General features: G+C 58.2%; 8 protein-coding genes, 2 tRNA genes, 2 rRNA genes and 1 pseudogene. 5 read left to right on the top strand and 8 right to left on the bottom strand.

Annotated elements, in window-relative coordinates; translation table 11 throughout:
- From OZ911_RS09415 to OZ911_RS09400, 4 genes are all read right to left on the bottom strand, one after another.
- Positions 1-2,893, bottom strand: a 23S ribosomal RNA gene (locus OZ911_RS09415).
- A gap of 235 nt (positions 2,894-3,128) precedes the next feature.
- Positions 3,129-3,204 (bottom strand) — tRNA-Ala (locus OZ911_RS09410).
- Positions 3,205-3,210: 6 nt separating this feature from the next.
- A tRNA-Ile gene (locus tag OZ911_RS09405) sits at positions 3,211-3,287 on the bottom strand.
- Between the two features lie 77 nt (positions 3,288-3,364).
- A 16S ribosomal RNA gene (locus OZ911_RS09400) occupies positions 3,365-4,901 on the bottom strand.
- The 16S and 23S rRNA genes sit together here with 2 tRNA genes alongside, the layout of an rRNA operon.
- 474 nt (positions 4,902-5,375) lie before the next feature.
- On the opposite strand from OZ911_RS09400, the gene rhtA reads away from it, so the two are divergent.
- Together rhtA and OZ911_RS09390 are read left to right on the top strand one after the other, a co-directional pair.
- A complete protein-coding gene (gene rhtA, locus OZ911_RS09395) occupies positions 5,376-6,263 on the top strand; it encodes a threonine/homoserine exporter RhtA (RefSeq protein WP_023047812.1) in 888 nt (295 codons plus the stop codon).
- Between the two features lie 191 nt (positions 6,264-6,454).
- Entirely contained in the window at positions 6,455-6,736 is a 282-nt protein-coding gene (locus OZ911_RS09390; protein WP_016485838.1) for a hypothetical protein, read from the top strand.
- A gap of 40 nt (positions 6,737-6,776) precedes the next feature.
- On the opposite strand, the gene OZ911_RS09385 is transcribed toward OZ911_RS09390, so the two are convergent.
- Complete coding sequence (locus OZ911_RS09385; RefSeq protein WP_070086430.1) at positions 6,777-8,585, bottom strand: aminopeptidase P family protein; 1,809 nt, start codon at positions 8,583-8,585, stop codon at positions 6,777-6,779.
- Positions 8,586-8,803: 218 nt separating this feature from the next.
- On the opposite strand from OZ911_RS09385, the gene OZ911_RS09380 reads away from it, so the two are divergent.
- Both OZ911_RS09380 and OZ911_RS09375 read left to right on the top strand, forming a co-directional pair.
- Positions 8,804-9,922 carry a DUF3182 family protein gene (locus OZ911_RS09380; protein WP_070086431.1) on the top strand — a complete coding sequence of 373 codons (1,119 nt, stop codon included), beginning with the start codon at positions 8,804-8,806 and terminating at the stop codon, positions 9,920-9,922.
- Positions 9,906-10,676, top strand: a complete 771-nt coding sequence (locus tag OZ911_RS09375; RefSeq protein WP_016485835.1) for an alpha/beta hydrolase family protein — start codon at positions 9,906-9,908, stop codon at positions 10,674-10,676. Before OZ911_RS09380 ends, OZ911_RS09375 begins: the two co-directional genes overlap by 17 nt.
- On the opposite strand, the pseudogene OZ911_RS09370 reads toward OZ911_RS09375, so the two are convergent.
- A pseudogene (locus tag OZ911_RS09370) lies at positions 10,655-11,036 on the bottom strand (antibiotic biosynthesis monooxygenase). The gene OZ911_RS09375 and the pseudogene OZ911_RS09370 sit on opposite strands and share 22 nt — an antisense overlap.
- A gap of 70 nt (positions 11,037-11,106) precedes the next feature.
- Positions 11,107-12,111 (bottom strand): GlxA family transcriptional regulator, encoded by a 1,005-nt coding sequence (locus tag OZ911_RS09365; protein ID WP_023049248.1) that lies wholly within the window; start codon positions 12,109-12,111, stop codon positions 11,107-11,109.
- An 82-nt stretch (positions 12,112-12,193) separates the two neighbouring features.
- Here OZ911_RS09365 and OZ911_RS09360 point away from each other — a divergent pair, with 82 nt between their 5' ends.
- Positions 12,194-12,742 carry a cysteine hydrolase family protein gene (locus tag OZ911_RS09360; RefSeq protein ID WP_016485833.1) on the top strand — a complete coding sequence of 183 codons (549 nt, stop codon included), beginning with the start codon at positions 12,194-12,196 and terminating at the stop codon, positions 12,740-12,742.
- A gap of 87 nt (positions 12,743-12,829) precedes the next feature.
- On the opposite strand, the gene OZ911_RS09355 is transcribed toward OZ911_RS09360, so the two are convergent.
- Complete coding sequence (locus OZ911_RS09355; protein ID WP_016485832.1) at positions 12,830-13,393, bottom strand: helix-turn-helix domain-containing protein; 564 nt, start codon at positions 13,391-13,393, stop codon at positions 12,830-12,832.
- Positions 13,394-13,455 lie beyond the last annotated feature (62 nt).

The following is a 13,455-nucleotide window of genomic DNA, read 5'->3' as shown; positions in this document are numbered from 1 at the left end:
ATGGTCAAGCCTCACGGGCAATTAGTATTGGTTAGCTCAACGCCTCACAGCGCTTACACACCCAACCTATCAACGTCGTAGTCTTCGACGGCCCTTTAGGGGATTCAAGATCCCAGTGAGATCTCATCTTGAGGCAAGTTTCCCGCTTAGATGCTTTCAGCGGTTATCTCTTCCGAACATAGCTACCCGGCAATGCCACTGGCGTGACAACCGGAACACCAGAGGTTCGTCCACTCCGGTCCTCTCGTACTAGGAGCAGCCCCTCTCAAATCTCAAACGTCCACGGCAGATAGGGACCGAACTGTCTCACGACGTTCTAAACCCAGCTCGCGTACCACTTTAAATGGCGAACAGCCATACCCTTGGGACCGGCTTCAGCCCCAGGATGTGATGAGCCGACATCGAGGTGCCAAACACCGCCGTCGATATGAACTCTTGGGCGGTATCAGCCTGTTATCCCCGGAGTACCTTTTATCCGTTGAGCGATGGCCCTTCCATACAGAACCACCGGATCACTAAGACCTACTTTCGTACCTGCTCGACGTGTGTGTCTCGCAGTCAAGCGCGCTTTTGCCTTTATACTCTACGACCGATTTCCGACCGGTCTGAGCGCACCTTCGTACTCCTCCGTTACTCTTTGGGAGGAGACCGCCCCAGTCAAACTACCCACCATACACTGTCCTCGATCCGGATAACGGACCTGAGTTAGAACCTCAAAGTTGCCAGGGTGGTATTTCAAGGATGGCTCCATGAGAACTGGCGTCCCCACTTCAAAGCCTCCCACCTATCCTACACAAGCAAATTCAAAGTCCAGTGCAAAGCTATAGTAAAGGTTCACGGGGTCTTTCCGTCTAGCCGCGGATACACTGCATCTTCACAGCGATTTCAATTTCACTGAGTCTCGGGTGGAGACAGCGCCGCCATCGTTACGCCATTCGTGCAGGTCGGAACTTACCCGACAAGGAATTTCGCTACCTTAGGACCGTTATAGTTACGGCCGCCGTTTACCGGGGCTTCGATCAAGAGCTTCGCTTGCGCTAACCCCATCAATTAACCTTCCGGCACCGGGCAGGCGTCACACCCTATACGTCCACTTTCGTGTTTGCAGAGTGCTGTGTTTTTAATAAACAGTCGCAGCGGCCTGGTATCTTCGACCGGCATGGGCTTACGGAGCAAGTCCTTGACCCTCGCCGGCGCACCTTCTCCCGAAGTTACGGTGCCATTTTGCCTAGTTCCTTCACCCGAGTTCTCTCAAGCGCCTTGGTATTCTCTACCTAACCACCTGTGTCGGTTTGGGGTACGGTTCCCAGTTATCTGAAGCTTAGGAGCTTTTCTTGGAAGCATGGTATCAACCACTTCGTCGCCTAAAGGCAACTCGTCATCAGCTCTCGGCCTTGAAATCCCGGATTTGCCTAAGATTCCAGCCTACCACCTTAAACCTGGACAACCAACGCCAGGCTGGCCTAACCTTCTCCGTCCCTCCATCGCAATAACTGGAAGTACAGGAATATTAACCTGTTTTCCATCGACTACGCTTTTCAGCCTCGCCTTAGGGACCGACTAACCCTGCGTCGATTAACGTTGCGCAGGAAACCTTGGTCTTTCGGCGTGCGAGTTTTTCACTCGCATTGTCGTTACTCATGTCAGCATTCGCACTTCTGATACCTCCAGCAAGCTTCTCAACTCACCTTCACAGGCTTACAGAACGCTCCTCTACCGCATCATCATAAGATGATACCCGTAGCTTCGGTGCATGGTTTGAGCCCCGTTACATCTTCCGCGCAGGCCGACTCGACTAGTGAGCTATTACGCTTTCTTTAAAGGGTGGCTGCTTCTAAGCCAACCTCCTAGCTGTCTAAGCCTTCCCACATCGTTTCCCACTTAACCATGACTTTGGGACCTTAGCTGACGGTCTGGGTTGTTTCCCTTTTCACGACGGACGTTAGCACCCGCCGTGTGTCTCCCATGCTCGGCACTTGTAGGTATTCGGAGTTTGCATCGGTTTGGTAAGTCGGGATGACCCCCTAGCCGAAACAGTGCTCTACCCCCTACAGTGATACATGAGGCGCTACCTAAATAGCTTTCGAGGAGAACCAGCTATCTCCGAGCTTGATTAGCCTTTCACTCCGATCCACAGGTCATCCGCTAACTTTTCAACGGTAGTCGGTTCGGTCCTCCAGTCAGTGTTACCTAACCTTCAACCTGCCCATGGATAGATCGCCCGGTTTCGGGTCTATACCCAGCGACTAAACGCCCTATTAAGACTCGCTTTCGCTACGCCTCCCCTATTCGGTTAAGCTCGCCACTGAATATAAGTCGCTGACCCATTATACAAAAGGTACGCAGTCACCTAACAAAGTAGGCTCCCACTGCTTGTACGCATACGGTTTCAGGATCTATTTCACTCCCCTCTCCGGGGTTCTTTTCGCCTTTCCCTCACGGTACTAGTTCACTATCGGTCAGTCAGTAGTATTTAGCCTTGGAGGATGGTCCCCCCATATTCAGACAAAGTTTCTCGTGCTCCGTCCTACTCGATTTTATTGATAAGAGATTTTCGTGTACGGGGCTATCACCCACTATGGCCGCACTTTCCAGAGCGTTCCACTAATCTCAAACCAACTTAAGGGCTGGTCCCCGTTCGCTCGCCACTACTAAGGGAATCTCGGTTGATTTCTTTTCCTCAGGGTACTTAGATGTTTCAGTTCCCCTGGTTCGCCTCTTGCACCTATGTATTCAGTACAAGATAACCAGCTTGTGCTGGCTGGGTTCCCCCATTCAGAGATCTCTGGATCACAGTCTGTTTGCCGACTCCCCAAAGCTTTTCGCAGGCTACCACGTCTTTCATCGCCTCTGACTGCCAAGGCATCCACCGTATGCGCTTCTTCACTTGACCATATAACCCCAAGCAATCTGGTTATACTGTGAAGACGACATTCGCCGAAAATTCGCACGTCGCTCTTTCGAGCAGAACTCACAAATTTTACCTTAGCCTGATCCACCAGCAGTGAAACTGGTGTTCAGTCTATTTCTATCACATATCCGAATTTTTAAAGAACGATCTGACAAAAGTCAGAAATCAACATTCATCTACGAATGTTCATTTCTAAGTTCTGATCAGGTAAAGCGAGTGGTGGAGCCAAGCGGGATCGAACCGCTGACCTCCTGCGTGCAAGGCAGGCGCTCTCCCAGCTGAGCTATGGCCCCGCATATTGGTAGGTCTGGGCAGATTTGAACTGCCGACCTCACCCTTATCAGGGGTGCGCTCTAACCAACTGAGCTACAGACCTATATAGGGTCTTGATCGTCTTCGACAATGAATCAAGCAATTCGTGTGGGAGCTCATCAGCAGGCTGATGTCGTCGATTAAGGAGGTGATCCAGCCGCAGGTTCCCCTACGGCTACCTTGTTACGACTTCACCCCAGTCATGAATCACACCGTGGTAACCGTCCTCCCGAAGGTTAGACTAGCTACTTCTGGTGCAACCCACTCCCATGGTGTGACGGGCGGTGTGTACAAGGCCCGGGAACGTATTCACCGCGACATTCTGATTCGCGATTACTAGCGATTCCGACTTCACGCAGTCGAGTTGCAGACTGCGATCCGGACTACGATCGGTTTTGTGAGATTAGCTCCACCTCGCGGCTTGGCAACCCTCTGTACCGACCATTGTAGCACGTGTGTAGCCCAGGCCGTAAGGGCCATGATGACTTGACGTCATCCCCACCTTCCTCCGGTTTGTCACCGGCAGTCTCCTTAGAGTGCCCACCATAACGTGCTGGTAACTAAGGACAAGGGTTGCGCTCGTTACGGGACTTAACCCAACATCTCACGACACGAGCTGACGACAGCCATGCAGCACCTGTGTCAGAGTTCCCGAAGGCACCAATCCATCTCTGGAAAGTTCTCTGCATGTCAAGGCCTGGTAAGGTTCTTCGCGTTGCTTCGAATTAAACCACATGCTCCACCGCTTGTGCGGGCCCCCGTCAATTCATTTGAGTTTTAACCTTGCGGCCGTACTCCCCAGGCGGTCAACTTAATGCGTTAGCTGCGCCACTAAAATCTCAAGGATTCCAACGGCTAGTTGACATCGTTTACGGCGTGGACTACCAGGGTATCTAATCCTGTTTGCTCCCCACGCTTTCGCACCTCAGTGTCAGTATCAGTCCAGGTGGTCGCCTTCGCCACTGGTGTTCCTTCCTATATCTACGCATTTCACCGCTACACAGGAAATTCCACCACCCTCTACCGTACTCTAGCTTGCCAGTTTTGGATGCAGTTCCCAGGTTGAGCCCGGGGCTTTCACATCCAACTTAACAAACCACCTACGCGCGCTTTACGCCCAGTAATTCCGATTAACGCTTGCACCCTCTGTATTACCGCGGCTGCTGGCACAGAGTTAGCCGGTGCTTATTCTGTCGGTAACGTCAAAACACTAACGTATTAGGTTAATGCCCTTCCTCCCAACTTAAAGTGCTTTACAATCCGAAGACCTTCTTCACACACGCGGCATGGCTGGATCAGGCTTTCGCCCATTGTCCAATATTCCCCACTGCTGCCTCCCGTAGGAGTCTGGACCGTGTCTCAGTTCCAGTGTGACTGATCATCCTCTCAGACCAGTTACGGATCGTCGCCTTGGTGAGCCATTACCTCACCAACTAGCTAATCCGACCTAGGCTCATCTGATAGCGCAAGGCCCGAAGGTCCCCTGCTTTCTCCCGTAGGACGTATGCGGTATTAGCGTTCCTTTCGAAACGTTGTCCCCCACTACCAGGCAGATTCCTAGGCATTACTCACCCGTCCGCCGCTGAATCGAAGAGCAAGCTCTTCTCATCCGCTCGACTTGCATGTGTTAGGCCTGCCGCCAGCGTTCAATCTGAGCCATGATCAAACTCTTCAGTTCAATACTGCTTGGGTTTTTAAGAAACCCTAAACTTGGCTCAGCAATCTCAAATGACTATGTGATTTCTCGCATGGTCACTTGTGATGCTGATAATCTTTTTGACTATCAGTCCATACTCACAAGCACCCACACGAATTGCTTGATTCAATTTGTTAAAGAGCGTTTGGTTAAGATCTTTTCGTCTCAACCGAGGCGCGCATTCTACGCTTTCCTCAGAGCCTGTCAAGCGTTTATTTTGAAGTTCTTTGCGAGAAACGCGTTTAGCTTCAAACACTTAACTCAACTGGGTGGCTAGTTCTACTTCGCTGCCCCGTTGGAATGGTGCGCATTATAGGGCGGTCCTGCAGAAGGTCAACCTTTAATTTCAATGATTTGAAAAATGACTGGCGGAGTCACTTAAGGGCTATCACGCGCCCCACCAATTGCGCACTATATTGCTCACTCCACACACCGCCCAAGGATCGCCGCACCTAAATGAACACCCAACCCCGCGGCCTGGCCGCCACCCTCTTCCCGATCGGCCTGCTGCTTATTGCCATGGCATCGATCCAGTCCGGTGCGTCCCTGGCCAAAAGCATGTTCCCCATCATCGGCGCACAAGGCACCACTGCACTGCGCCTGATTTTCGCCAGCATCATCATGCTGCTGCTATTGCGCCCGTGGCGGGTACGCATGACCGCCACCACCCTACGCAACGTGGTCATCTATGGCATGGCGCTGGGTGGCATGAACTTCCTCTTCTATATGGCACTGCAAACCGTTCCGATCGGCATCGCCGTGGCCTTGGAGTTTACCGGCCCTTTGGCGGTGGCAATCTTCTCCTCGCGCCGACCGATCGACTTCCTGTGGATCGCCTTGGCGATAGCCGGACTGCTGCTGTTGATGCCGGCTGGCCACAGCGGCCAGGCACTCGACCCGGTGGGGGCTGCTTATGCTTTGGGTGCTGGCGTATGTTGGGCCCTCTATATCCTGTTCGGGCAGCGTGCCGGCGCCGAGCACGGTATTCAGAGTGCGGCCCTGGGGGTGGTGGTAGCCGCCCTGTTCGTAGCGCCGATAGGTATCGCACACGCCGGCAGCGCACTGCTCACACCTGCGTTGATCCCCGTGGCCCTGGCCGTTGCGGTGCTGTCCACCGCCCTGCCCTACAGCCTGGAAATGGTTGCACTCACACGCATCCCGGCGCGCACGTTCGGCACCCTGATGAGCATTGAACCTGCATTCGGCGCACTGTCCGGCCTGCTGTTCCTCGGCGAGGTGCTGACGCTCACCCAATGGCTGGCGATTGGAGCAATCATCGCCGCTTCGGTTGGCACTACCCTGTCCATGCGCAAGGAGCCCGCCCCGGTTGTTGCGGCAGATTGATATGAGAAATATTTTCATTTGAGACAGGATTAGTGATTGTAGCCACCCGCCTCGCTGATTAAGCTGTCATAAAATCATCATCTTTACGCTATCTACTGGACCAAACACGGACGCTGGGGATATTTTCAGGAAGAAGCGAAGCGATAACGACAGGGCCAGACAACTGATCCGCCCTGCATTTAAGGACAGGAATGAAACGTATTTTTCTTATCCTGGCCATCTTGGCTATTGCTGGATGTGCCGCTACAGCCAAGACTGAGGTCAAAAGGGGCAAGAAGGGCCTGCATATCAATTGCTCAGGTCTTTCCTCTTCATGGGACAACTGCTACAGCAAGGCCGCGACCTCGTGCAGCACACGCGGCTACCGGGTCGTTGCACGCTCGGGCGATAGCGATGAAGAGGCCGGTGACTACTTGTTCGGCATCAACCCGGCGGGGTACACCAGCCGCAGCATGATCGTCATCTGCAAGTAGAAGAAAGGGCAGCTCACAGGCTGCCCTTTTTCATTTGCCCTTACAGGGGCTCGGTACGCACCTGCAGCCAGGCCAGCGCATCACCCTTGAGCAGCGGTGCCAGGCGTTCACGCACGTTCGCGTGGTAGCCGTTCAGCCACTCCACCTCTTCCTTGGCCAGCAGCTCGGGCAACAGGCAGCGGGTATCGATCGGGCACAGCGTCAAGGTCTCGAAGCACAGGAAGTCACCAAAGGCACTCTTGCCTGCTTCGCGGTTGACCACCAGGTTCTCGATACGCACGCCCCACTGCCCCGGGCGATACGTACCCGGCTCGATGGAGCTGATCATGCCCAACTGCATCGCCGTCTGCGGTGTGGGTGCCGCCTGGTAGGCAATCACTTGAGGCCCTTCGTGCACGTTCATGAAGTAGCCAACACCATGCCCGGTACCGTGGCCATAATCCACCTGGTCAGCCCAGATTGGCGCCCGGGCAATGGCGTCGAGCAACGGCGACAGTATTCCTCGCGGGAAGGTGGCACGCGACAGGGCGATCATGCCCTTGAGTACCCGGGTGCAGTCCTGCTTCTGTGCGTGGCTGGGGTTACCGACTGGCACCATACGGGTGATGTCGGTGGTGCCACCCAGGTATTGCCCGCCAGAGTCGATCAGCAGCAAGCCATCCCCCTCAATGACCGCATGCGACTGCTCGGTGGCACGGTAGTGTGGCATGGCGCCATTGCCATTGAAGGCGGCAATGGTTGAAAAACTCAGCGACACGAAGTTCGGACGCCGGGCACGTGCGGCACTCAATTGCTCATCGACTGTCAGCTCGGTAATGACCTCCTGGCGAAGGTTGGCCTCGAACCAGGCGAAAAACTCGCACAAGGCCGCACCGTCCTGCTCCATGACATGGCGGATATGCACCAGGTCATCGTCACCTTTGCAGGATTTGCTCAGGCTGGTGGGGTTGAGCCCCTCGACCAGCACCACCTCTGCCGCCAGGTTGCCCAGCAGGCCGCAGGTGACACGGGCAGGGTCCACCAACAACCGCGCCCCCACCGGAACAGCGGCCAAGGCGTTGCCTGCCTCGCTATAGTCGCGCACCTCGATGCCGTCCACCGCCAGCACCTGACGCAAATGCGCGTCCACCTTGTCCTGGCCCACGAACAGAATGGCCTGCTGCTGACTGATCAAGGCAAAGGCCAGGAAAACCGGGTTGTACGAAACATCACTGCCACGCAGGTTGAACAGCCAGGCGATGTCATCCAGGGTTGCAATAAAGTGCCAGTCGGCCCCTTTGGCCTGGAGGCCCTGGCGCAATTGCGCGAGCTTTTCCGCCCGGCTTACCGTGGCGTGCGGCGGCAAGTGCTGGTACACCGGGTTGGCGGGCAGCGCTGGGCGCCCTTCCCAGACCTGGGCTAGCAGGTCCTGGTCGGTCACCAGCCTTGCCCCACGGGCCTTGAGCCGCTCACCCAGCTGGCGCGCCGACGCCAGCGCCATGACGGCCCCATCCACCGCGACGTTGCCATCGGGCTCGACATTATCGCCCAGCCACTCCAGCGCCCCAGGCTTGCCGGGTAGCAGCTTCATCAGTTCGATACCGCTACCAGCCAGCTCGTGATCCGCTTGCTCCCAGTACCGGCTATCGACCCACAACCCTGCAAAGGCGGGCGTGACTACCAGCGTGCCGACCGAGCCGTGAAAACCCGAAAGCCACTGGCGCCCCTGCCAGTAACCGGGCAGGTATTCGGAAAGGTGGGGGTCGGCCGAGGGTACCAGCAAGGCATCGATGCCCCCTGCGGCCATGGCCTGGCGCACGTGCGCCAGTCGCTCTGGCACGGTTTGCTCAAGGGTGGTCTGAACGTTCATGCGCTCTCCTGCGGCTACATCACGGTTAATCCAGTACCCGATAATGGAACAGCCGCCAGAGCGCTGCAATCGCGGCGACCAAGACACGGCATGCATTGCCCGCCACGCCCTGTGCCAACAGGACGCTTCCTACAAACGGACAGGACCACCGATCAAGTCCCGCTGAACTTCCCCAAAACACCGGCTTCAGACACAGTACATTCATTGCACACAGGCAAATGACCATGCCCAGTGCCTGCGACCGGAAAACCGGCGTGGTGTTGCTCGACACCCGCGAACATACGCCAGAACATGAGCATGTCGTGCACCTCAAGCTCGCCGATGGCCTGGCAGGCCTGCTCGGCTGCCCGCACATACACCCCCCCCATTCAACAACCGCCGCTGACAGCTATTATTACTTGCCTACCGAAACCCTGATCGAGCCAAAACGCCATGCCGCCATGGGCATCCGCAGCGAGCAGGACCTGTTCGGCGGCCTGGTCGCACACCCTTACATGGCGACCAAGGCAATCTCCCACCCGTTGCCGGCCGGAGCCAGCTTTCCGCCAGGCTGGACCGATGACTTCGCCCGACAGGCAAGCGACGCTTTGCTGCGCGGCTATACCGTTTTCAGCAAAGCCGATGCGCGCACCGCCGCTCAGTTGTTATTGCTCGACGGCCCCCTGAGGGTCAAGCCCGTGCTGGCCTGCGCAGGCCGAGGGCAGCAGGTCATCTCAACGGCGAGCGCGCTAGAGCCACTGCTGGCCGCCATGGATGACCAGGACCTGGCACTGTGGGGGCTGGTACTCGAAGAAGATCTGAGCGACGTGCAAACCTTCAGCGTTGGCCAGGTGCGTGTCGCCGGCCTGACCTGCAGCTATCACGGCACCCAGCAACTGACCCACGATCATCAGGGCACCGAGGTGTATGGCGGTTCTGACCTGGTAGTAGTACGTGGTGACTATCAGGCGCTGCTGCAACTGCCGCTGGAAGACCACCTGCGCCTTGCCATCAACCAGGCCATGGCCTACGAGCAGGCTGCCGAGCAGCACTTCCCTGGCTTCATCGCCTCGCGGCGCAACTACGACATCGCTCGCGGCCTGAACCCTCAGGGCCACCTGCGTAGCGGCGTGCTCGAACAATCCTGGCGCCTGGGCGGTGCGAGCAGTGCCGAGCTGCTGGCCCTGCAGGCTTTTGCCGATGATCCGGCATTGCAGCGGGTGCGAGCCTCCACGCACGAAGTATTCGGTACGCCCGACCTGCCCGCTGACGCCACCCTCTTCTACCAAGGAAACGACAGTGAACTCGGACAACTCAGCAAATTTGCACGGATTCACGAACATGGCCGTTCAGAGTGAAACCGTTGAACTGCAAGTCGACAACGACAGCATTGTCGGCACGCTGGTCAGCCCTGGCAGCAAGATGCCAGGCATCCTCTTCGTGCACGGTTGGGGCGGCAGCCAGCAGCGTGATCTGGCCCGTGCCCGACACATCACCGGGCTGGGCTGCGTGTGCATGACCTTCGACCTGCGCGGCCATGAAAAGACCGAAAGCCAACGCCTGACGGTCACCCGTGAACAGAACCTGCAGGACCTGCTGGTGGCCTACGACCGGCTGGTCAGCCATCCAGCCGTAGACAGCAGTGCCATCGCCATCATCGGCAGCAGCTATGGTGGCTACCTGGCAACCTTGCTGACCCGCGAGCGGCCAGTCAGATGGCTGGCCCTGCGCGTACCCGCCATGTATTGGGACGACGAATGGAACACCCCCAAGCAAACCCTCGACCGCCAACGCCTGAATGCCTACCGCCAGCGATCGCTGGGCCCGGCAGACAATCGCGCACTGGCGGCGTGCGCCGAATTCGGCGGGGATGTGTTGCTGGTGGAGTCCGAGCAGGACGACTATGTGCCGCATAGCACATTGATGAGCTACCGTTCGGCATTCGTCGGCGCCCACTCGCTCACCCATCGCATCGTCGACGGTGCCGACCACGCGCTGTCCAGCGAAGCGAGCCAGAAGGCCTACAGCTCGATCCTGGCAGCGTGGATCAGCGAAATGGTGATCGGTGCCCGCCTGGACCGCTACCCGCACTATGCCCCCTGGTATGCCTGAGGCTCACCCCACCTCGCACTGCAGACCACCATCGGCGCCGCGCACCAGGCTGCGCAAGGCCTGGTAGGCGGCAAAGTTTACGCCACGCGCCTGATGCTGACCCAGCAGTTCAAGGAAGGGTTCCTCGACGAAGTACTCGGCTGCCGCTACCCAGGCTTGGCGTGACTGCCACTGCAGGTACTGGAGCACCCGGCTGCCATCGTCACTGGCCTGGATGCTGACACCCTGCAGCCCTTCACAGCGCGTGGCCAGCGCTTCGCTGCGCGCCACCAACGCCAGGGCCAGCGCTTGCTGGCACATGCTGGGCACTTCATATTCGATCATTTGGGTGAACCACAGGGCATGAGGGCTTGCCGACATCGACGTTCTCCTGGTTACGGACGCATGCTTCGCGATGCCGAGCAGGGTAAAACCTCAAGTGAAGTCAAGGTCAAGTGGTTTCTGCCTGCCCCTGGCCTGATACCGCAAAACGCCGCCGATAGTCACTCGGGGTCAGGCCAGTGATGCGCTGGAACACCTTGCGAAACGCGCCCGGGTCCTGGTAACCGACACCCCAGGCGATCTGTTCGACGTTGCGCCGGGTGAATTCCAGCAAACGGCACGCCCGCCCTACCCTCACCTGCTGACAATACTCGGTCGGTCGCAACCCGGTAGCGGCACGAAAGCGCCGCAGAAAGGTGCGGGCTTCCAGCCCTGCACACGCAGCCATGGCGGCGAGGTCGGCTTCCTGCCCGCCACTGCCCTGCAACCAGTGCTGCACTTTCAGCACCGCCTCGTCACCGTGGTCCAGACGCGGATTGAACACAGCCCCAGGCAGCGGTGCCGCGACCGGGTCGACGGCGAGATAGCGGGCAGTCTCCCGTGCCACCGTAGGCCCCAAAAAACGCTCCAGCAAGCGCAAGCCCAGGTCAGTCCAGGCCATAAGCCCGGCCGAGGTCACGATATCACCGTCATCCAGCAATGGCTGCTGAGACTCTACTCGCACCTTGGGGAAGCGCTGGGCTAGCGCCTGCACGTAGTTCCAGTGCGTGCAGGCCGGGCGACCGTCGAGCAGGCCGCTGGCGGCAATGAAGAACACACCGATACACACCGACGCCAGTACCGTACCGTGCCCGTGCAGCTGGCACAGCGACGCACGGTGACGTTCGAGCAGCTCGGCTTGTGGAGCCGACTCCAGGCTCGGCGGAATGACCAGTACACGCAGGCCCGGCGCGGCGACCGCCGGGCTATCTGGGACAGGCAGCAACTGCCCCGCCTCATCTGCCTGCCAGAAGCTGACACGAATGTGCGGCAGTTCGACGGCCCCCAGCTCCGCCACAACCCGGTTGGCCACCAGGAACAGGTCAGCCAGGCCATGCACAGCGGCGCGCTGCACGCCGGGGTACAGCAGCAGGCCGATGTCCAGGCTGGCGAGGGTGTCAGTTTTTGCCTGCATAGTGTCGTTCGCGCCAATCCTCAGGTCAGTGCACACAGCCTATAACTAACGTCTCCCGACGACTACTGCCACAGGAGGCAGCATGAGCAAGCAGGCGCTGATCATCATCGACATCCAGAACGACTACTTCCCGGGCGGCAAGTGGCCCCTCGTGGGCGCCGACCAGGCGGCCGACAACGCCGCCCGGCTGCTGGCGGCGGCGCGCCAGCGCGGCGAGCTGGTGGTACATGTGCGGCATGAATTCGACAGCGTCGATGCACCATTCTTCGCGCCCGGCTCGCTGGGTGCGGCCATTCACAGCAAGGTCGAGCCGGTAACAGGTGAACCGGTGGTGCTCAAACACAAGGTCAACGCCTTCCTCGGTACCGACCTTGAGCTCACGCTGGACCGGCATGGCGTCGAAGCCCTGACCATCGTTGGCAGCATGAGCCACATGTGCATTGACGCCGCTACCCGCGCTGCAGCTGACCTGGGCTACACGGTGACCGTGGCGCATGATGCTTGCGCTACCCTGCCACTGGAGTTCAATGGCAAGCAGGTGCCGGCTGCGCAGGTGCATGATTCGGCTATGGCGGCCTTGGCGTTTGCCTATGCCTCGGTGGTGAAGACGGATGAGCTACTGAAAAACTGATCGGGTTAACGCTCTTCAGGGAGCGGGCTGGGCAATCGGCTACAGGTATCGCTGCAGGCATCAGGCTTGCCCGATGCCTGCAGCGACTCAAATCACCACATTGCGCACAAATCTCACCGCAACCCCAGCATCATTACGGTAGGCGTACCGGCAATTGCTGGGAAACACATGAAACTGCCCCACCTGCAGGCAATGCTCGATCCCTTCGATAATCAGCGTCAGTTGCCCTTCAGCCACATAGATCTGCTCGCTCCAGCCTTCGGCATCAGCCTCGCTGGAATAGCACTCGCCCGGTGCAAGGGTCCACTCCCAAAGCTCCACCTCACGCCGTGCCGCACTGCTACCCAGCAGCACTGCCCGGCTCTGCGGGTATACCCCGGCCCAGGCCAATTCCTCGATGCGGCCGGGGTCGCGCTGGTCAGGCGCCTGAATCAGGGTGCTGAACGCCACCCCCAAGGCTTCGGCGATCAGGTCGAGGGTAGTCAGGCTGACGTTCTTCTCGCCTGCCTCGATCGCCACCAGCATGCGCCGGCTGACGCCTGAGCGCTCGGCCAACGCCGTCTGGCTCAACCCGCCAGCGTTGCGCAGGCTGCGTACGTTGAGGCTCACATGCTGCAGCACCGATGCCCGATGCGAAGTATCTTTGTGCACTATATTGCTCACTGGTCAAGATTGCGCAGTATACTGCCCACTTTGCGGCGATTGTGCGCCGC

Origin of the sequence: Pseudomonas fortuita (assembly GCF_026898135.2) — a bacterium.
Classification (GTDB): domain Bacteria; phylum Pseudomonadota; class Gammaproteobacteria; order Pseudomonadales; family Pseudomonadaceae; genus Aquipseudomonas; species Aquipseudomonas fortuita.
Note: the sequence above shows the minus strand (reverse complement) of the source record. Positions and strands in the feature narration are given on the sequence as shown.